This window comes from Methylomagnum sp. (assembly GCF_054333355.1).
This window is the reverse complement of record NZ_JBTEKS010000039.1, coordinates 1-19,228: the sequence shown is the minus strand read 5'-3', so window position 1 is coordinate 19,228 and position 19,228 is coordinate 1. Positions and strand designations below refer to the sequence as shown.

The window sequence follows — 19,228 nt, the reverse complement described above, 5'->3', positions numbered from 1 at the left end:
TACCCATGCCCACCCTACTGAAGATTCTTACTAATCAAGTAAGGTTTTGGCTTTGTGGGAAGAGCGGAATGAAAAAGCCCGCTGAATCGCGGGCTTGGGGGCGGCAATTGGCCGGAGCCGATCTTAGAAGGGAATATCGTCGTCGAAATCATCCATGCCGCCGCCCGGTGCGCTGCTCGGTGGATAGTTGGGTTCCGGCGCTTGGCGGGCGGGGCCGGGCGGCGGGGGCGGCGGAGCATAGCCGCCGGAAGAACGATCCCGCGAACCGCCGGAGTTCCCATAATCGGAATAACCGCCCTGCCCGCCACCGCCCATGCGGTCCAGCATCTGCATTTCGTTGACGAAAATCTCAGTGCTGTAGCGGTCCTGTCCGGTGGTCTTGTCCTGCCACTTGCGGGTGCGGAGGCTCCCTTCGATGTACACCTTGCTGCCTTTCCGCAAGTAATCGCGGGCGACTTCGGCGGTGCGTCCGAACACCGCCACCCGGTGCCATTCGGTGTGATCTTGGAACTGCCCCGTTTGGTCCTTCCAGGTATTGGTGGTGGCAATGTTGAGGTTGGCGACCACCGCCCCGCCGGGCGCCTGCCGGAAGTCGGGGTCGGCGCCGAGATTGCCGATCAGGATCACCTTGTTGATCGTGCCTTTGGACATGTTTTTCTCCAGTTCAAGTCTTTGATTATTTTGATTGTCGCACCGGGCTAGGGTTCAGGCAACGCCGCCCGGCTCAGAGCGTGTGCGAAAGCCCGGTATTCGTAGGGTGGGTTAGGCGCACCTTTGGCGAGTCCCGCGATTGATGTTGAACTTGCCGTGCGCCGTAGCCCACCGTGTCGATTGAGATGGTGGGTTACGTGAACCGACCGTTTTCACGTTCCGGCCTCCTGGAAGGCCGCCGTCAGGGCCAGACGGTCCAGCTTCTCCTTGTCCACCTTGAGATAGGCCACGCCATCCTCGGCCAGCACCACGGCTTCGGCCACGCCGGGGATTTGCAGCAGCCGCCCGGACAGCCCCGACGCCTCTTCGCGGCTCAGCTCGCCGACATTGACGAGCAGGCTGCTGACATGGCGCGGCGGCTTCATCCCGAAGGCCACGGCCAGCCACAACAGGGCCGCGACGGCGCAATACAGGAACACCGCAGCGGTGCCGAAGTGCCCGTAAATCCAGCCGCCGCCCGCGCCCCCGGCGAAAGCGCCCAAGAATTGCGAAGTGGAATAAATGCCCATGGCCGTGCCCTTGAGGTCGGGCGGGGCGATCTTCGAGACCATGGACGGCAGGGTGGCTTCCAGCAGGTTGAAGCCGGTGAAGAACACATACAGCAGCGCGAACACCGCCCAGAAGCTATCCCCCAGCCACATGAAGCCCAAGTCGGACGCCGCCACCAAGCCGATGAACGCGACGAACACGGCTTTCATCTTGCGCTTCTTCTCCGCCAAAATCACGAACGGCACCATGCTGCACATGGCCAGGAAGAACACCGGCAGGTAGATGTGCCAATGGTCGGCGGCGGGCATGTCCAGCGAATCCCGCATCACCAAGGGCAGCACCACGAAGGTGGCGGTCAAAATCAGGTGCAGGCAGAAGATGCCCAAATCCAGCCGCCGCAGTTCGGGGTCGCTCAACACCGTGGAGAACGCCCCGGCGCGGGCCTGGGTGTCGCGGTGGAAGCGGCTGACGGCGGGCGTGGGGACCACGGTGAACAGCACCACGATGGCCAGCAGCGCCAGCCCGGTGATGACCCAGAACAGCCCTTTCAGCCCCATCCAGTTGGACAGGACCGGACCCGCCACCATGGACACGGCGAACGACAGGCCGATGCTGATGCCGATCAGGGCCATGGCCTTGGTGCGGTGTTCCTCGCGGGTCAGGTCGGCGGCCAGGGCCATGACCACCGCCGCCACCGCGCCCGCGCCTTGCAGGGCACGCCCGGCGATGATGCCGTAGATGGAATCGGACAGCGCCGCCACCACGCTGCCCAGCACGAACAGCGCCAGCCCGGCGGCGATGAGGGGCTTCCGCCCGTAGCGGTCGGACCAGAGGCCGAAGGGAATCTGGAACACCGCCTGAGTCAGGCCATAGGCGCTGATGGCGAGTCCCACCAGGGTGGGCGTGGCGTCCGGCAAGTCCCGCGCAAACACGGCGAACACCGGCAAAATCAGGAACATCCCCAGCATCCGCAGCATATAAATGGCGGCGAGGGACAGGCTGGCGCGGAGTTCCGCAGGGGTCATGGGGGCGTCGATTTCCAAGGCCGGTTTCACGGCAATTTGCTCCTTGTCAGGGCGGGCGATAGGGGGTTTATGGTAACAGGTTCGTTCATGGGCTTGAATTTCAGCGGCTTGCCGTTGGGGCAGGCTAAGCCCTTCGGGTGTTTCCTCCTGCGAAAGAAGCAGTTCGGATTCATTGCCGCCCCCCTGCGTCCGTGCCATGATTCGGGCACTTAACCATGAACAGGAGGTTCCAATGACCACTCGCGCCAGGATGATTCGCCGCCCGCTGATTTCCGCTTTCGCCGCCGCTTGCCTGCTGGCTTCGGTCCCGACGCTACGGGCCGAAACGCCCTACAAGGTGGAAGGCAATCAGGTCGATTCCGCCACCTACAAGGGCTACCAAACCTACAAGCGCCAGCGCTGCGAAACCTGCCACGGCCAGACCGCCGAAGGCAGCGCCGCCTTTCCCAACCTGTTGACCGCGCTGAAAACCAAGTCGAAGGAGGATTTCGTCCAGATCGTCACGGAAGGCAAGGCCGCGATGCCCGCCCACAAGAACAACAAGGCGGTGATGGACAATATCGACGGGTTGTATGCCTATTTGAAAGGCCGCTCCGATGGGGCCATTCCGGCGGGGGAATTGCAGGAGATGAAGTAAATCGTTGCGGCGGTGGATGTTTAAAGCCCCCGGCTTTCTTGGGAGGGCCGGGGGCTTTTTGGGTTCAATGCCGCCAAATTTCCTCGGCTCATGGCGAGGCACGCCCCGTCGCATTCCACGACGCCCGAAAGGCGCGGCCCGGACAGCGCGTCTCGCACCGCCAGCGCATCCGCCCCAGTTCCTCGTGGCATTTCCCTTCGTCAGGCAGGTGGGGGAGTCGGCGCATGGCGGGCAAAAGCTCCTTTTTGCCATGACCTCAGAACACGATAAGAGCCAAAAGCAAAACCTTCGATGGAAGCTGCCTCGCAATCAGAGAACCACACGCCGAGCATTCTGCGCTGGACAAAGACAGCACATTTTCCCGCAAGCCGGACAGGTCAACCCCTTAAGCTAACCCTCTATCCCGTTCGTCATGCCGCTTTATTCCGCTGTGTTATGCCCGAATATGACCATCGCCCAAGACCACAAACTTCTGCGTGGTCAGCCCTTCCAGCCCCACCGGCCCACGGGCGTGCAGCTTGTCGGTGGAAATGCCGATCTCCGCGCCCAGGCCGTATTCGAAGCCGTCGGCGAAGCGGGTGGAGGCGTTGACCATCACCGAACTGGAATCCACCTCCCGCAGGAAGCGCCGGGCGCGGGTGTAGTCCTCGGTGACGATGGACTCGGTGTGCTGGGAACTGTGGCGGTGGATGTGGTCCATGGCCTCGTCCAAGTCCGCCACGACGCGGATGGACAGGATCGGCGCCAGATATTCGGTATCCCAATCTTCTTCCGTCGCCGGGATGCAATCGGGGACGATGGCGCAGGTCTTCGGGCAGCCGCGCAATTCCACACCCTTTTCCCGGTACAGCCGCGCCAGTTCCGGCAGCAGGATGGGCGCGACGCGGGCGTTCATCAGCAGGGTTTCCATCGCGTTGCAGACGCCATAACGATGAGTCTTGGCATTCATCGCAATCTTGATGGCCTTATCCATGTCGCAATGGTCGTCGATGTAGACGTGGCAGATGCCGTCCAGGTGCTTGATGATGGGGATGCGTGATTCCTCCATGATCCGCTGGATGAGTCCCTTGCCGCCACGGGGCACGATCACGTCGATGCAGTCCGTAAGGCGCAGCATTTCGCCCACGGCGGCGCGGTCGGTGGTCTCGATCAATTGCACCGCGTCCGCCGGGAGGCCCGCCGTTGCCAGCCCGGCGCGGATGCAGGCGGCGATGGCTTTGTTGGAATGGATGGCTTCCGAGCCACCGCGCAGGATGCAGGCGTTGCCGGATTTCAGGCACAGCGCGGCGGCGTCGGCGGTGACGTTGGGGCGCGACTCGTAAATGATGCCGATGACGCCCAGCGGCACCCGCATCCGCCCGACCTGGATGCCGGACGGGCGGTAGGTCAGCCCGGTGATTTCGCCCACCGGATCGGGCAGCGCGGCCACTTCGCGGAGTCCATCGGCCATGGCCTTGACGCGCTTCTCGTTGATGTCGAGCCGTTCCAGCATGGCGCTGTCGAGGCCACGCTGCCGCCCGGCGTCCAGGTCTTTCTGGTTCTCGGCGATGAGGGTGTCGGCCCCGGCTTCCAGCGCGTCGGCGATGGCGAGGAGGGCTTGATTCTTGGCGGCGGTTTCGGCCCGGCCCATCAGGCGGGCGGCGGCGCGGGCGTTTTGGCCGATGGTGCGGATATAGGGTTGCAGGGTTTCTGTCATGGTTAAGGCATAGAAAGCTAAGGGGTTTTGGTGAAAATCCGCCGTAGTATCGAAATTAAAATCATCCGGTGGCATTAACGGCCAGCAATGCCCTGGACCAGCTTAGGCTCCGGTTCAAGAACCGGTAATCGCACGACAAACTCACTGCCTTGGCCGGGGCCTTCGCTCCGTACCTCGATTCGCCCGCCGTGTAGAACCACGATGTTCTGCACGATGGTCAGGCCCAGCCCAAGACCCCCTTGGGTGCGATCCAGGGGACGCTCGCCCTGCGTGAATACCTCGAAGACGTACGGCAGCAACGCGCTGGAAATACCTTCCCCCGTGTCCCGGATCGAAAGCACGGCTTCCCCGTTCCGACACGCCAAATCCAGCCAGATGCGGCCTCCCTCCGGCGTGTACTTGGCGGCGTTGTCGAGCAGGTTCGAGATGACTTGAATCAATCGGACGCCATCCCCCTCCACTCGCATGGGTTCGTGCGGCATGGAGATCGCGAGGGTATGGCGCCGGGCTTCGATGAATGGCCGGCTGACCTCAATGGCCTGATCGATGACGGTAACGATGTCGATCGGGGCTGTCCGCAACGTCAGCTTGCCCTGGACAATCCGGGACACGTCCAGGAGATCGTCCACGAGCCGCGTCAGATGGGTTACCTGACGATCTACCACATCGCGCGCCCAGTGCAGCTTGGGATCGGGCATCTCCAGCTTGCGCATCAGGTACACGGCATTCCGGATGGGGGCCAGAGGATTCCGCAGTTCATGGCTGAGCATGGCGAGAAATTCGTTCTTGCGCTGGTCCGCCTCATGCAATGCCGCCTCCAAATGCTTGCGATCATTGATGTCGATGCATGACCCGATATAGCCGAGAAATTTGGCGTCCGCCGCGTAACGAGGTATTCCGCGGTCCAGAATCCAGCGGTACTCGCCGTCGTGACGACGCAGACGGTACTCCATCTCGAAAGCTTGGCGCGCTTCGAAGGCGGTCGTGTAAGTCGAGAGGCAACGGTCCCTGTCTTCGGTATGTATACCTTCGGCCCACCCCACGCCCAGCTCCTGTTCAAGCGTCCGACCGGTAAATTCGAGCCAAGGCCGATTAAAGTAACTGCACATCTTGCTTTCGTCCGCCAACCAGATCATGACCGGCGCCTCATCGGCCATCTGACGGAACCGCGCCTCGCTTTCCAATATCCGTGCCTCGGCCCGCTTGCGCTCGGTGATGTCATGGATCATGCCGAACAGACGGAGTAGCCGTCCTGACTCGTCTCGCGTGGTATCCCCCACGCTATGGACGAACAGCACCTCGCCGCCGGGTTGGACCAGGCGGTATTCCACGTCGTAGCGGACCCCGCCCCGCATGGCATTGGAGATTATTTGGGAAACCCTTGGACGATCATCCAGATGAACGAGTTCGAGCCATAGCGCGTGCCACTCCGCCACATTGAAAACGCGCTCCCCGGGCGGCAGTCCGAATATCCGGCGGGATTCCTCCGAAATGGTGACCTGGCCGGTGTGATAGTCGCGGTCCCAATAGCCGACATGGGCGACGCGCTGGGCTTCCTCCAATTTGCGTTCGTGTTCCTGGAGCGCAGCTTGAAGGCGCTTGTTTTCGGTGATGTCGCGGGCGATCTTGGAGGCGCCGACGATTTTTCCCTCGGCATCGCGCAACGGCGAAATGGTGACGGAAACATCGATCAGTTTGCCGTCCTTGCGCCGACGGACGGTCTCGTAGTGCTCGATCGACAGGCCGTGGGTAATCTTGTCGAGGATCATCCGCTCCTCGCCAACGCGGTCGTCGGGAATCAGGAAGGTGATGGACTTGCCTATCGCTTCCTCGCTGCGGTAGCCGAACACCCGTTCCGCGCCTCGGTTCCAACTGGTCAGGATCCCGTCCGCCGTCTTCCCGATGATGGCGTCATCCGACGATTCGACGATGGCGGCGTAATGCAGGAGCACTTTTTCCGCTTGTTTGCGCTCGGTGATGTCTCTCGCCAGTCCCAGATTGTAGCCGCGCCCCTCGTACTCGAAATAGTTGGCGTTGATTTCCACCGGAAAGATATGCCCGTCTTTAGCCCGATGGTCGGCTTCGAAAGTAAGCGAGCCATGCGCCTTGAGATCGCGCCAATGTTGGGTCCAATGGTCCATGGACCAACCGGAACCGACATCGGGCACGCTGAGGGGCAGCAATTCGTTGCGGCTGTAGCCCAAGACTCGGCAGGCTCCGTCGTTGACATAACAAAAGCGCGCCTGTTCGTCGATCAGGTAAGCGGCTTCCTGTACGTGGTTCAAGGCGAAGCTGACCAGCGCGAGTTGCTCCTGGGCGCGTTTGCGCTCGGTCACATCGTGAAGGAATCCATGCCAGGTGATGCCGCCGTCGGTGTCGGCCTGCGGGGTGGAACGGCCTTCGATCCAGATTTCGCCTTTTATGGGGTGCCTGACCCGATATTCATCGCGCCAGGGCGATAAGGTACGCGCCGATTCGGCGATGGACCTGTTTACCCGTTCGACATCGTCGGGATGAATGAGCGGCAGAATAATCGAGGCATCCTCCGCCATTTCGTCGGGATCGAGACAATAAAGATCGACGATGCCCGGCGCCGCATAAGGAATGCAGGTGCTCCCGTCCGGTCGCATTTGAAAGTTACACATCACCCCCGGCGCATTGGCGGCGATTTTCGCCAATCGCTCTTCCAGCGCCACCTGCTTCCGCAGCAGTTCTTCGATCCGCTTGCGTTCCGTGATGTCGTGAACTATGCCGACGATCCGGTAAATCTCGCTGGCGACGTTGCGCACCGGAATCAGGGTGGTGTCGAGATGGCGGCTTCCCGGCGGAAATTCGAGCGTCTCTTCGAAAGCGATGGGCGCACCCCCCGCCACGCAACGGCGGAAATTGGCGTTGACCCGCGCGAGCATGGTTTCGGGCACCACCTCCTCGATGAACCGGCCGGCCACGTCGGTGCTGCTGAGTCCCATCAGCCTTTCATCGGCCGGATTCAGCTCGGCGAACCTGAATCGACCATCCGCGGTGACGTCGATCAAAAAAATGGCATCCGAGCTGTTTTCAAACAGTTCCCGGTAGCGCTGCTCACTCTCGCCCAGGCGCCGTTCCGTGGCCTCGCGTTCCAATTCGACCCGCCAGGATCGCAGTTCCGCCTTGCGCAAAACCGCGATTACCAGGCTGAGGCTTGCCCCTACCGCCACCAGGAGTCCTACCCGCAGCCTTTCCCTGGGATCGGCGATGAAAACGGAGTGGTATGGTTCCAATAAAAAGTACGCGCTCGCCACTGCGCTCAATACCGTTGCCAGAAAACCGGCTCCGAATCCGCCGCGCCAGGCGGCCAGCATGACCGCCACTGAAAAAAGAAGCAGTGGAGGCGATCCTTCAAAGGTCGGCTGCAGAGACAGTAAGACATCCAGGGTAATGCCAGTCACCAGCAGTGCGATGATGTACCCGTTCAAAAGTAGGTGTTTAATACGCAACACGTCTATTGGTAACACTTTGCAATACATAAGATTAATTCACGGCCATCGATTCCTTATGCCATCCTTCCGGTTGTCAGTCCTTTCCGCCTTGGCCTACAGGATGGGTGCTTTAAAGAGAGGACAGTTTTGTTGCAAGACCCTTAAGTTAACGGGTGTTACGAATCTTATCTCTAGCTCTCACACGCTCCGTTTAACCGATTAAGCCGCCTTGGACGCAATATTCAGCACGCAAAGTTCGGGTGATTAAGTTCGCCAGTTTTTCCCTCCCGCGTCAGCCTGTGCGTGTAGCGCGGCCACAATATCCGCATCAAGACAGAGGGCGACCGGCGCTTTATCCCTGGCCGCTTCCGCTTGTACGGTTCCGTGCCCCCATTCCCAGGGACACAACCGCTGCTCTTCGCGTCCATGCCTTCCCATGTTAGAGCGCGGGATCTAGCAACACATCCCGCGCTTCGTCGAAGCCTTATTCCATCGTGTACGAGGCGATTTCGGGCGGCTTTATCGGGATCGAATTCGATCAGCATTTCCTATGACTATCGGAACGATTGAGACCCATCCAACCCCGCCTTTCCCGTCAAACTCATACAAACCCCCAGCAACGCATCCCAAGCCTCGCCCGTTTCCATGCCCTTGATGATCCGATCAGCCTTGGCCGACAACCGCAGCGCGTGGTGAATATGATCGCGGTTCAAGCGGCGCAAGGCAGCTTCCAGCGTGGGCTTGCGGCTATCCCAAATGCGGTGCTTGCCGAACGCCGATTCCTGGGAAACCCCCGCCGCCATCTCGGCCTTCAGCGTGGCCACCAGCCGGATTTCGCGGGTCAGCGCCCACAGGGCCACCGGCGCGGCGACGCCTTCCGCCTTGAGGCCCATCAGCATCCGATAGGCCTTGCCGGGATGGCCGCGCAAGACCTCCTCGGCCAAGCCGAACACATCGTAGCGGGCGCTGTCGGCCACGGCCTTGAGGATTTGCTCATCGCTCAACCGACCTGTGCCGTACAGGATGTGCAGCTTCTCGATTTCCTGGGACGCCGCCAGAAGATTGCCCTCGACCCGCCCCGCCAGCAGGCGCAGCCCGGTTTGGTCGGCCAAAAGCCCCTTGGAATTCAAGCGGCGGTCCAGCCAGCGCAGCAGCTTCTCGCCTTCCAGCGGCCAGACTTGGACGAACACGCCAAGCTTTTCCACGGCCTGGAACCACTTAGCTTTCTGGTCGGTGGAGGTCAGCTTGGGCGTGGTGATGACGAGGATGGCGTCGTCGGGCGGGCGCTCGGTGTAGCGGAGCAGGGCCGCGCCGCCGGTTTTGTCGGGCTTGGCGGGCAGGCGCAGGTCAAGGAGGCGGGGCTCGCCGAACAGCGAGAACGAATCGCAGGCTTCCCGCAGCAGGCTCCACTCGAAGCCCGCGTCCACGTAGAACAACTCGCGATTGGTGTAGCCAGCGGCCTTGGCGGCCAGTCGGACGGCGTCGGCGGCTTCGGTGAGTTGCAGGGGTTCGTCGCCGCTCAATAGGTACACCGGCACCAGGCGGCGCTTAAGTTGCTCGCCCAGTTGTTCGGCGTAGACCTTCACGACTTTTGGTCCGACAGCTTGGGGCTACGGTTGAGGGTGTAGACGATCCGGCGCAACAGGGTTTGGGCGGCTTCCTTTTCCATTTCTTGGCGCATCAAGGCTTCTTCCTCGCCTTGGCCGAGCGGCGAAGCCTGGTCGTTGAAGTAATCGCGGCGGACTTCCATTTCCTGCATCGGCACCAGGATTTCGCCCTTGGGCGAGCGGACATCGTAAATGACCCGGAACGTCAGGTCGAAGGTGTTGGCGCGGCCCTGACCGCTCAAGGTGAGGGCGCGGCGCTCGTGGCGGGCCAGGGTCACGTTCACCACCGCTCCGGCCTTGGCGGGGGCGGTCGCTAGACTACCACCGGAATAGCTCAGGACTTGGGCAAGGTCGCCGTAGAACGAGTTCCGGGTACTGAGGCCGCTCAGATACAAGGTCTTCGATTCCGCCGAACCGGGCATTTCTCCACGCAAATGAAAACCACACCCGGCCATCGACACGACGGCCAGCCCTAAAGCGGCGAATCTGAAAAGCAATCGTCCGGGCATCTTCACACCACGATGTTGACCAGCTTCTTCGGCACCACGATGACCTTCCTCGGCGGCTTGCCCTCGGTGAAGCGCAGGACGTTCTCGTCGGCCAGGGCGGCGGCTTGGATCGCGTCGCTGGGCGCGTCCACCGCCACGGTGATCTTCCCGCGCAGCTTGCCGTTGACCTGCACCACGTACTCCAGGCTGTCTTGGACCAGGGCGGATTCGTCCGCCTCCGGCCACGGCGTCACCGCCACAATCCCGTCGTGGCCTAACGCCCGCCACAGATGCTCGGAAATATGCGGCACGATGGGCGACAGCATCAGCGTCACCAATTCCAAGGCTTCCTGGCGCACCGCCCTACCCTGCCCGCTCGCGTCGTCGAACTTGGCGAGGGCGTTGAGCAATTCCATATTGGCGGCGATGGCCGTGTTGAAGGTGAAGCGGCGGCCCATGTCGTCGGTCACTTTCCGCAAGGTTTCGTGGACTTGGCGGCGGATGGCTTTCTGGCCGTCGTTCAGCGCGTTCGTGTCCAAAGCCGGAACCGGACCTTCGTTGACGTGGGTCGCCACCTGTTTCCATAAGCGGCGCAGGAAACGGAAACCGCCTTCCACGCCCGAGTCGGACCATTCCAGCGATTGCTCCGGCGGCGCGGCGAACATGGTGAACAAGCGCACCGTGTCGGCCCCATAGCGGCTGACCAAGTGTTCCGGGTCCACGCCGTTGTTCTTGGACTTCGACATTTTCTCGGTTCCGCCCACGTTCACCAGCCCGCCGTCCGCCTTGAGCGTGGCGCCGGTGATGCGGCCCTTGTCGTCGGTGGTCACGTCCACTTCGGTGGGGCCGATGTACGCCTTTTTGCCGCCGTCTTCGCGGAAGAAGGTCGGCGCCACCACCATGCCCTGGGTTAACAGGTTGGCGAACGGCTCATCACACTTCACCAGCCCCGCATCGCGCAGCAGCTTGTGATAGAAGCGGGAATACAAGAGGTGCAGGATGGCGTGTTCGATGCCGCCGATGTACTGGTCCACCGGCAGCCAGTAATTGGCCCGCTCATCCAGCATGGCCGTGGCGTTGTCGGCACAGGCGTAGCGGGCGAAGTACCAGGACGATTCCATGAAGGTGTCGAAGGTGTCGGTTTCCCGGCGGGCGGGCTTGCCGCACTTCGGGCAATCGACGTGGACGAAGGATTCCAGCCGGGCCAGCGGCGAACCGACGCCGGTAATCTCCACATCCTTGGGCAGTTCGACCGGAAGCTGGTCGTCCGGGACCGGCACCGTGCCGCAGTCATCGCAGTAGATGACCGGCACCGGGCAGCCCCAATAGCGCTGGCGGGACACGCCCCAGTCGCGCAGCCGGAAATTCACCTGCTTTTCGCCCAAGCCTTTCGCTTGGAGGTCGGCGGCGATGGCGTCCACGGCGGCGTTATAGTCCAGGCCGTCGTACTTGCCGGAATTGACGCACACGCCAGCGGCCTTGTCGGCGTACCAGTCCTGCCAGAACTCCGCCGTGAACACATGCTCGCCGTTCTTCAACTCAATCACCTGGTTGATGGACAGGCCGTATTTGTGGGCGAAATGGAAATCCCGCTCGTCGTGGGCCGGGACCGCCATCACCGCGCCTTCGCCGTAGCTCATCAACACGTAGTTGCCGACCCACACCGGCACCCGCTCGCCGGTCAGCGGATGAGTCACGGCAATGCCGGTGGGCATCCCCTTCTTTTCCATGGTCGCCATGTCGGCTTCGGCGGTGCCGCTTTGGGCGCATTCCTGGATGAAGGCGGCGAGGTCGGGGTTGTCCTTCGCGGCGTAAGTCGCCAGCGGATGTTCCGGGGCCACGGCGCAGAAGGTGACGCCCATGATGGTGTCGGCGCGGGTGGTGTAGACCCACAGCAGTTCATCCTGGCCGTCCAGCGTATACGGGAAGGCGAAGCGCACACCGTAGCTCTTGCCGATCCAGTTGGCCTGCATGGTGCGGACTTGTTCGGGCCAGCCGGTCATGCCGTCCAGTTCGGAAAGCAATTCGTCGGCGTAGGCGGTGATCTTCATGAACCACTGGGAGATTTCCTTGCGGACCACGGGCGTGTCGCAACGCCAGCAGCAGCCCTCAATGACCTGTTCATTGGCGAGGACGGTGGCGTCGTGGGGGCACCAGTTGACCGGCGAGGTTTTCTTATAGACCAGCCCTTTTTCCAGCAGGCGCAGGAAGAACCATTGCTCCCAGCGGTAATAGTCCGGGCGACAGGTGGCGACTTCCCGGTGCCAGTCGTAGCCGAAGCCCAGCCGCTTGAGCTGGTCCTTCATGTATTCGATGTTGTCGTAGGTCCAATCCCCCGGTGGCACGCCCTTCGCCATGGCGGCGTTCTCGGCGGGCAGGCCGAAGGCGTCCCAGCCCATGGGTTGCAGCACGTTCTTCCCGTGCATCCGCTGGTAGCGGGACATCACGTCGCCGATGGTGTAGTTCCGCACATGGCCCATGTGCAGCCGCCCGCTGGGATAGGGGAACATGGACAGGCAGTAGTATTTTTCTTTTGAAGGGTCTTCGACGGCGCGGAACACGCCCTGCTCTTCCCAGAGGCGCTGGGTGGCTTCTTCGAGGTCGGAAGGCTTGTAAATATCGTCCATACGTGCGGATTCGGTGGCGGGAAAGAAACGGGCAAGGATACTAGAGCGGTTGGGATGGGGGCAATCGCTCGGTCCATTGAATATCAGGCGCGGGAATCGGCAATGGCCCGGATTCGCTCGGTGAGCATTGGCAGGCGGGCTTGGCTGGCGGCATCGGGCGGTAGATGTCCGGGCAAGGCATCCAGAAACGCGGCATTTCGCAACAATATCCCGAAGCGCTCCGCCAGATAGACCCGCACGGTTTCGTCTGCCCGCTGAACGTCATCCACCCATTCCGGGCGCCCGTCAATCAATGCCACGCAATCCTCAATGTCGTGGCTGAGCAGGAAATCTCCCCCGCCGCGCCCGTCGAAGGCTTCCAGCTTGGTTGCCAGGAAATAGGGCGCTGTCACCACGCGGATGCGCATTCCCGACCCCAAATCGACCTACTCCGATGCCCTCAATGCGGGCGCGTACCAGCGGTTGCCGAAACCTAGAATGTGCGGCTCGGTCGGCATGACATCCAGAATGACACCCGCCGAACGCCAACGGCACACCGGCGCTCCCTCGGTTTGATCCTCGTAGAATCCCGCTTCGCGGAGATGGTCCGCCAGCCGGTAATAATCGGCCAGCGACAACACCTCCGTGATGACATCCACATCTTGGGTCGGTCGGGGCGCGGGAGCGGCGGGATCGGTCAATAGCAGCCCGGTCGCGCAGCCGCCAAGAAACACCATGCGCTCCGCCAATCCCCCCAGCCGATGCACGGCCAACCGCAAGATTTCGAGATTGGGATTAGTGTGGAGCGCCATAATTTTTGAACCGCTCATCCAGAATCTTCAATGCCATCGCTCGCTCCCGCGCCCGTCCGCCCCGCACGGCATCCACCAGGGCGAGTAGCTCATAGAGCTTTGGGTCGGTGCGGGCCGCTTTGGGTGCGGAGGGATATAGCGGCGAGAAAATCATGCCCCGCGCCTCGCCCAGCGGGTCCGGCCACACGGGCGGCGGCTCGCCGGATTCAGCAAGCATCTCCCGCAACGGCGGGGCCGCGTGGGCGGTCGGCGTTCCACGGGTCAGTTCGCCGCGATCCGGCACGAACACGTAGGGCACGCCGTGCGCGATGAATTCGTTGAGCGCCGCGACCGCCGGGACGACGGCACCTTCCCGCTCGGTCGCCAAACGGGCGGCTAGCAGTCTTTTCACCCCTGCGTGGACTTCCGAAGGGCTCATGCCCAAATCCACCGCCAGCGCGGCATAGCTCCAATTGGCCCCATCCAGGGCCACGAGCTTGAGTAGGATCAGCAGGTCTTGGGGTTTCAAAATCATGGCTTGTTCTTCATTCGCGAATCGCGAACGGAGAATACTCAAAATGGCGGGCGAAATAAATGGGTTGTTTACGAGTCTGCCAACAAACGCTTTCCAGCTATTTCGGTAGCGCTCGAAAAACGCGCGCAAGCCCTACCCGCACAGTCCGGGAATGCTATCCTCCCTTCACCACCTAACCGCACGAGGCAAATTCCATGCTCAAAACCGCCGGAACCGACGGCCAGCTTGCGCTAGGCCACAAATACGCGGGCCGCTCCTTCGATGTCACCGAGCAGAGCGACGGCACGCTCGTCTTAGTCCCCGCCGACGCCATTCCCGAATCCGAGGCGTGGCTGCACACGCCGGAGATGCAGGAAAAATTACGCCGGGCCAAGCGCTGGTGCGAGGAAAACCCGCCCGCCGAAACCGATTTGAATGAATTGCTGACGCGGGTTCAGGATCGGCTATGAGTCAAAAGGTCTTGCTGGACATCAACAACCCGGTGTTTTTGGCGGACTTTGTCCGTCTGGAATCAGACGACCTCCGCCAAACCGTGAAAACCTTCGGCAAGCTGATGTCGATGACCTGGGATCAGGTCTACCGGGACCGTGGCTTACGCTAGGAAGCCGTCAAGAGCGATCCCGGCAGTTATAGCTTGCGGATTTCCCGCCAATGCCGGGCCGTTGCCTTGCGGGATGGAAATTACATCCGATTTCTGGCGATTCATCCCGACCACGACGGCGCCTACGGCAAGCAATAAACACCCCGCAATCCGCCATTGACAAGACCCGCCAACCTTGCTTAGAGGTGTCGATTCCAATATATTCGTCCGATTTTTCCAGTTGGCGGGAGCCCCCAAATGCGTGTCGTACAAGAAGCCCTCACCTTCGACGATGTCCTCCTCATTCCGGCACATTCCACCGTCCTGCCGCGCGAAGTCAGCCTGAAAACCCAGCTCACGCGGACCATCAGCCTCAACATCCCGATCCTCTCCGCCGCCATGGACACGGTGACGGAATCGCGCCTGGCCATCACCATCGCCCAAGAAGGCGGCATCGGCATCATCCACAAGAACATGTCCGCCGAGCGCCAGGCTTACGAAGTCCACAGCGTCAAGAAATACGAAAGCGGCGTCATCAAGGAACCCATCACCGTCTCCCCGCACGCCACCATCCGCGACGTGCTGGCCCTGACCCGCGCCAAGCACATTTCCGGCGTGCCAGTGGTGGATCGCGGCGAACTGGTCGGCATCGTCACCAGCCGCGACCTCCGGTTTGAAACCCGCTACGACGAACCCGTCACCAAGGTCATGACGCCGAAGGAAAAGCTCATCACCGTGCAGGAAGGTGCCAGCAAGGAGGAAGTCATCCGCCTGCTGCACAAGCACCGCATCGAGAAAGTGCTGGTGGTCAACAGCCAATTCCAGTTGCGCGGCATGATTACGGTGAAGGACATCCAGAAGTCGCGGGACTACCCTCAAGCCTGCAAGGACGAGCAGGAGCGGCTGCGGGTCGGCGCGGCGGTGGGCACGGGCGCGGGCACCGAGGAACGGGTCGAGGTGCTGGTCGCGGCGGGCGTGGATGTCATTGTGGTGGACACCGCCCACGGCCATTCCCAGGGCGTGTTGGACCGGGTGCGCTGGGTGAAGAAGAATTTTCCGCAGGTCCAAGTCATCGGCGGCAACATCGCCACCGGCGAAGCGGCGCGGGCGCTGGTCGAGGCGGGCGCGGACGCGGTGAAGGTCGGGATTGGGCCGGGTTCTATATGTACCACCCGGATCGTCGCCGGCGTGGGCGTGCCGCAAATCACCGCCGTCGCCAATGTGGCCGACGCCCTGCAAGGCACGGGCGTGCCACTCATCGCCGACGGCGGCATCCGGTTTTCCGGCGATGTGGCGAAGGCGCTGGCGGCGGGCGCCTACGCGGTGATGATGGGCGGTTTGTTCGCGGGCACCGAGGAAGCCCCCGGCGAGGTCGAGCTTTTCCAAGGCCGCTCCTACAAATCCTATCGCGGCATGGGTTCGCTGGGTGCCATGGCGCAGCAGCAGGGTTCTAGCGACCGCTATTTCCAGGACAGCACCGAGGCGGAGAAGCTGGTGCCGGAAGGTATCGAGGGCCGCGTGCCGTACAAGGGCAGCCTGATTGCCATACTGCATCAATTGGCGGGCGGCGTGCGCTCGGCCATGGGCTATACCGGGTGCAGCACCATTGAAGAAATGCGCACCAAGGCCAGTTTCGTCCGCATCACCTCCGCCGGGATTCGCGAAAGCCATGTGCATGATGTGACGATCACCAAGGAAGCGCCGAATTATTCGTTGGATTGATTAATAGCCCGTCTTCGTGGGAGCGGTTTCCAACCGCGACCGGATGAAAACCGCTCCCACGAAATACTTCCGTCTATGAAAGAGGTTTTAGTATGAATCCCCAAATGCTGAAAGCCATCGAAAAGCTGGACTTACCATTTCCCTGGGAAACCAACGCACGGGGGCAAATCATTATGACGCCGGTGAATTACGGACACAGCAACCATGTTGGCGAGTTAATCGGGTTATTCGTGCGCATTGCCCCGGAATGGAAAAGAGGCAGTGAATTGGGCATAGTGACTTCGGACGGTGTTAAAGCACCAGACGCAACTTTAGCCAGCGCGGAATATCATGCCCGTCATATCATGGATACAGGTTATGTGACCGAAGCGCCGGAAATCTGCATTGAGGTGATGTCGCCTTCCAATAGCTGGCAGGAAATGCGTGAGAAAATGCCGCTGTATTTTGAGGTGGGGGCGCAGGAGGTTTGGATTGTCGATACCGGGGGGCGGGTTTCTTTTTTTGGGCCGGGGAATACGCCGTTGATGCAGAGCAATTTGATACCTGCCGCTCCGCAGAACATTTGATTTTTAGGGGCTAGCCGAGAGAAAAGCCATGGGCTTTATCACCGCCGAGATTCAATTATCCAATCCGAAAAGCCGAGATATTAAACCCATGAATGTGAAAGCCCTGGCCGATACCGGGGCTTTGCATTTATGCATTCCCGAACATATCGCCATCCAATTGCAGTTGGCCGAGCTTTATAAGCGGGAAGTCACCACGGCGGATGGCAATCGGCATTTGTGCGCTTATGTAGGACCGGTGGAAGTGAAGTTTGAGAATCGTGGCTGTTTTACCGGGGCGTTGGTCTTGGGCGACGAGGTTTTGTTGGGGGCGGTGCCGATGGAGGATATGGATGTCTTGCTTTCCCCGGCTCGGCAGGCGGTGATTGTGAACCCTGAGAATCCGAATATTGCAGGGTCGGTGGCGAAGGGTTTGGATTTCTTACGGCGGGAAGCGGCATTGGGAAGTCGTGAGGGATTTGAACGGTTTTTAGCCGCTGTGCCTGATGTACCGCCTGAACCAAATGATGCTTTGCCATAAATCCCGCTCGTTCCCACGGACACCGTGGGAATGCCTTCCGCCCGCGCTGTGGGCCGAGATTCTTAACCACAGCGCGGCGCGTGGGAACGAGCAAAACCCCTTTAGTTAGGATAGTAATGAAACTACTTTTCGTAATTTTTATAAGTGTTGGGCTATTGTCCGGCTGTACTACATCGGGTGTAGTGCAAACAGGCCCAGACAGTTTCATGGCACGGGCACATTCAACTCTATTTACTATAGACCCAGGCGGCGGTGGCGCGATTGCTAACGCCATACAACTTGCCACTGAATATTGCTCCAAGCTAGGAAAGTATCAAGTGACTCAAAGCACCCAAACAGCCCCTATAGGTGCCGGAGCGCAGGCAATCGTCAATTTTGAATGCGTTGACAAAACTGATAAAGACTATAAACGCCCAAATATTAAGCCGATGATTCCTGGCACTTCTCCTACAGTAATAATCAACAATCAATAATTCAATCAAGCAATCGAGTTGCAGTGGGAATGAGCGCTGAACGTCAATTTCTTAGGTTGGGCATTTATTTACATTAGACGACAGCATCAATACTTATTGAAGCCCGACAATCTAACACATCGACATCAAGCGCATACCCAACTTGCAATATTTGAATCCCGAATACCCCATGCAAAACATCCACTCCCAAAAAATCCTAATCCTCGATTTCGGCTCCCAATACACCCAACTCATCGCCCGCCGCGTCCGCGAGATTGGGATTTATTGCGAAATCCACCCCTACGACTGCGCCGAAACCTATATCCGCGACTACGCCCCGCAAGGCATCGTGCTATCCGGCGGCCCGGAAACCGTCACCGCCGCCGACACGCCACGGGCACCGGGGCTGGTGTTCGAACTGGGCGTGCCGGTCCTCGGTATCCGCTACGGGATGCAAACCATGGCCGAACAACTCGGCGGCAAGGTCGAATCCTCTGCCCACCGCGAATTCGGCTACGCCCAAGTGCGGGCGCGGGGCCATTCCAAATTGCTGCTCGACATCGAAGACCACACCACCCCGGAAGGCTGCGGCCTGCTCGACGTGTGGATGAGCCACGGCGACCAAGTGACCGCACTGCCGCCCGGCTTCAAACTGATGGCCTCCACCGACAGCGCCCCCATCGCCGGCATGGCCGACGAGGAGCGCCGCTTCTACGCCCTGCAATTCCACCCGGAAGTCACCCACACCCGGCAGGGCAAGCGCATCCTGGAACGCTTCGTCCAGGAAATCTGCGGCTGCGACGCGCTGTGGACCACCCGCAACATCATCGACGACAGCGTGGAAACCGTCCGCGCCAAGGTCGGCCAAGACCAAGTGATTCTGGGCCTGTCCGGCGGCGTGGATTCGTCGGTGGTGGCGGCGTTGCTGCACAAGGCCATCGGCGACCAATTGACCTGCGTGTTCGTGGATACCGGCCTGCTGCGGCTGCACGAGGGCGACCAGGTGATGAACACTTTCGCCCAACACATGGGCGTCAAGGTCATCCGGGTCAACGCGGAGGCGCGGTATTTGACGGCGCTGGCAGGCGTGGCCGATCCCGAGCAAAAGCGCAAGATCATCGGACGGCTGTTCGTGGACATCTTCGACGAGGAGGCTGGCAAAATCGCCGACGCCCGCTGGCTGGCGCAGGGCACGATTTACCCGGACGTGATCGAATCGGCGGGTTCCAAGACCGGCAAGGCCCACGTCATCAAATCCCACCACAACGTGGGCGGGCTGCCGGAACACATGAAGCTCAAGCTGGTGGAGCCGCTGCGGGAACTGTTCAAGGACGAGGTGCGGCAGATG

General features: G+C 60.9%; 18 protein-coding genes. 8 read left to right on the top strand and 10 right to left on the bottom strand.

Annotated elements, in window-relative coordinates:
• Nucleotides 1-123: 123 nt before the first annotated feature.
• Both ACXWUF_RS05275 and ACXWUF_RS05270 read right to left on the bottom strand, forming a co-directional pair.
• A complete protein-coding gene (locus tag ACXWUF_RS05275; protein WP_458493618.1) occupies nucleotides 124-651 on the bottom strand; it encodes a single-stranded DNA-binding protein in 528 nt (175 codons plus the stop codon).
• Between the two features lie 212 nt (nucleotides 652-863).
• Nucleotides 864-2,255 carry an MFS transporter gene (locus ACXWUF_RS05270; protein ID WP_458493617.1) on the bottom strand — a complete coding sequence of 464 codons (1,392 nt, stop codon included), beginning with the start codon at nucleotides 2,253-2,255 and terminating at the stop codon, nucleotides 864-866.
• A 202-nt stretch (nucleotides 2,256-2,457) separates the two neighbouring features.
• Here ACXWUF_RS05270 and ACXWUF_RS05265 point away from each other — a divergent pair, with 202 nt between their 5' ends.
• Nucleotides 2,458-2,862, top strand: a complete 405-nt coding sequence (locus ACXWUF_RS05265) for a c-type cytochrome (protein ID WP_458493616.1) — start codon at nucleotides 2,458-2,460, stop codon at nucleotides 2,860-2,862.
• Between the two features lie 433 nt (nucleotides 2,863-3,295).
• Here the strand turns inward: ACXWUF_RS05265 and ACXWUF_RS05260 are convergent, their stop codons facing one another.
• The 8 genes from ACXWUF_RS05260 to ACXWUF_RS05225 all read right to left on the bottom strand — a co-directional run bounded on the left by ACXWUF_RS05260 (nucleotide 3,296) and on the right by ACXWUF_RS05225 (nucleotide 14,043).
• Nucleotides 3,296-4,558: a glutamate-5-semialdehyde dehydrogenase gene (locus tag ACXWUF_RS05260; RefSeq protein WP_458493615.1), complete on the bottom strand. Its 1,263-nt coding sequence runs from the start codon at nucleotides 4,556-4,558 to the stop codon at nucleotides 3,296-3,298.
• Nucleotides 4,559-4,632: 74 nt separating this feature from the next.
• Nucleotides 4,633-8,034 (bottom strand): PAS domain S-box protein, encoded by a 3,402-nt coding sequence (locus ACXWUF_RS05255; RefSeq protein ID WP_458493614.1) that lies wholly within the window; start codon nucleotides 8,032-8,034, stop codon nucleotides 4,633-4,635.
• Nucleotides 8,035-8,570: 536 nt separating this feature from the next.
• Nucleotides 8,571-9,602 carry a DNA polymerase III subunit delta gene (holA, locus tag ACXWUF_RS05250; RefSeq protein ID WP_458493613.1) on the bottom strand — a complete coding sequence of 344 codons (1,032 nt, stop codon included), beginning with the start codon at nucleotides 9,600-9,602 and terminating at the stop codon, nucleotides 8,571-8,573.
• Nucleotides 9,599-10,120, bottom strand: a complete 522-nt coding sequence (locus tag ACXWUF_RS05245) for an LPS-assembly lipoprotein LptE (protein WP_458493612.1) — start codon at nucleotides 10,118-10,120, stop codon at nucleotides 9,599-9,601. The genes holA and ACXWUF_RS05245 overlap by 4 nt, the downstream gene beginning before the upstream one ends.
• 14 nt (nucleotides 10,121-10,134) lie before the next feature.
• The gene (gene leuS, locus ACXWUF_RS05240; RefSeq protein WP_458493611.1) at nucleotides 10,135-12,738 is read right to left on the bottom strand and encodes a leucine--tRNA ligase; all 2,604 of its coding nucleotides are present in this window, start codon (nucleotides 12,736-12,738) and stop codon (nucleotides 10,135-10,137) included.
• A gap of 83 nt (nucleotides 12,739-12,821) precedes the next feature.
• Nucleotides 12,822-13,145 carry a hypothetical protein gene (locus ACXWUF_RS05235; protein ID WP_458493610.1) on the bottom strand — a complete coding sequence of 108 codons (324 nt, stop codon included), beginning with the start codon at nucleotides 13,143-13,145 and terminating at the stop codon, nucleotides 12,822-12,824.
• 18 nt (nucleotides 13,146-13,163) lie between these two features.
• The gene (locus tag ACXWUF_RS05230) at nucleotides 13,164-13,529 is read right to left on the bottom strand and encodes a hypothetical protein (RefSeq protein WP_458493609.1); all 366 of its coding nucleotides are present in this window, start codon (nucleotides 13,527-13,529) and stop codon (nucleotides 13,164-13,166) included.
• On the bottom strand, nucleotides 13,513-14,043 hold the full coding sequence (locus ACXWUF_RS05225; RefSeq protein WP_458493608.1) for a hypothetical protein: 531 nt from the start codon (nucleotides 14,041-14,043) through the stop codon (nucleotides 13,513-13,515). Before ACXWUF_RS05225 ends, ACXWUF_RS05230 begins: the two co-directional genes overlap by 17 nt.
• Before the next feature lie 194 nt (nucleotides 14,044-14,237).
• Between ACXWUF_RS05225 and ACXWUF_RS05220 the strand changes: the two genes are divergently transcribed.
• From ACXWUF_RS05220 to guaA, 7 genes are all read left to right on the top strand, one after another.
• Nucleotides 14,238-14,492 carry a hypothetical protein gene (locus ACXWUF_RS05220; protein WP_458493607.1) on the top strand — a complete coding sequence of 85 codons (255 nt, stop codon included), beginning with the start codon at nucleotides 14,238-14,240 and terminating at the stop codon, nucleotides 14,490-14,492.
• Nucleotides 14,489-14,644: a hypothetical protein gene (locus ACXWUF_RS05215; protein WP_458493606.1), complete on the top strand. Its 156-nt coding sequence runs from the start codon at nucleotides 14,489-14,491 to the stop codon at nucleotides 14,642-14,644. Before ACXWUF_RS05220 ends, ACXWUF_RS05215 begins: the two co-directional genes overlap by 4 nt.
• A 237-nt stretch (nucleotides 14,645-14,881) precedes the next feature.
• A complete protein-coding gene (gene guaB, locus ACXWUF_RS05210; protein ID WP_458493605.1) occupies nucleotides 14,882-16,345 on the top strand; it encodes an IMP dehydrogenase in 1,464 nt (487 codons plus the stop codon).
• Nucleotides 16,346-16,449: 104 nt separating this feature from the next.
• Entirely contained in the window at nucleotides 16,450-16,911 is a 462-nt protein-coding gene (locus ACXWUF_RS05205; RefSeq protein ID WP_458493604.1) for a Uma2 family endonuclease, read from the top strand.
• A gap of 28 nt (nucleotides 16,912-16,939) precedes the next feature.
• On the top strand, nucleotides 16,940-17,428 hold the full coding sequence (locus tag ACXWUF_RS05200; RefSeq protein WP_458493603.1) for a clan AA aspartic protease: 489 nt from the start codon (nucleotides 16,940-16,942) through the stop codon (nucleotides 17,426-17,428).
• A gap of 116 nt (nucleotides 17,429-17,544) precedes the next feature.
• Nucleotides 17,545-17,901, top strand: a complete 357-nt coding sequence (locus ACXWUF_RS05195; RefSeq protein WP_458493602.1) for a hypothetical protein — start codon at nucleotides 17,545-17,547, stop codon at nucleotides 17,899-17,901.
• Nucleotides 17,902-18,070: 169 nt separating this feature from the next.
• Nucleotides 18,071-19,228: glutamine-hydrolyzing GMP synthase (gene guaA, locus ACXWUF_RS05190; RefSeq protein ID WP_458493601.1), on the top strand; the 1,158-nt coding region annotated here is incomplete at its 3' end.